The sequence below is a fragment of the Mesorhizobium sp. M7A.F.Ca.MR.176.00.0.0 genome (assembly GCF_004023165.1).
Classification (GTDB): Bacteria; Pseudomonadota; Alphaproteobacteria; order Rhizobiales; family Rhizobiaceae; genus Mesorhizobium.
The window spans coordinates 2,286-2,992 of the sequence record NZ_RZTC01000235.1 but is presented as its reverse complement, the minus strand read 5'-3'; the positions used below and the strand labels follow the sequence as shown (position 1 = coordinate 2,992).

1 pseudogene is annotated in these 707 nt (G+C 61.2%); it reads right to left on the bottom strand.

Annotated features, from left to right (window positions below):
• Positions 1-225 precede the first annotated feature (225 nt).
• Positions 226-573: pseudogene (locus EOB59_RS34205) on the bottom strand (IS701 family transposase); the annotation flags it as partial.
• Positions 574-707: the final 134 nt, after the last annotated feature.

Here is a 707-nt window from a genome sequence, read left to right as displayed (position 1 = left end):
TGGTCATTCAGGTCGGCCGCCGCAACGGTAAGCGCGGTGTGCTGGAAATCAACCTGCCCTCGCAGAACTAGCATTACAGTTGCATTTTCGATTTTAGGTGAGCCCGTCGAGCGGCAGCCTGATGGGCGCGCCTCCAGCATGACCACGCAATTACGTCGGCGGGCTTTATGCGACGCTGGGCAAGCCTGGTGGCGATGCGCCGGACTTCCTGGATAGACCAGCGGATCAGATCCTGATGGTCGGCATCCGCGGTCTTTTTTGGGGCGTCGCGTCATTGGCGCGGTACCGGATCGCCGCCAGCATGGCGAAGGCGAGCATGACGAGGGTGACGTGGCGATGCCAGCCATGCCATGACCGGGTTTCGTTGTGATCGAGTCCGAGCTCGTTCTTGGCGGTCTCGAAGCTGTCTTCGATCGCCCAGCGATGGCCTTCAACGGAAACGAGCGTCTGGATGCCCGTCCCGGCCGGGCACCATGTCGTGAAGAATGCGAAATCACCGTCGCTGATATTGCGCCGGATCAGGAGGCCACGGGTCCAAAGTCCCGATTTCGTCTCGTTATATTCGTCGGCATCGTTCTGTCTCCTCAATGAAAGTAACCGGGGCCGCGCAGCCGCGCAGATTGGCGTGCTCCATGACGGCGGCGGGTTCGGTGGACTGCCCCGCGCGCTTTTGGGTGTAGATGAGCGAGGCGATCGTCTTGCAGGTC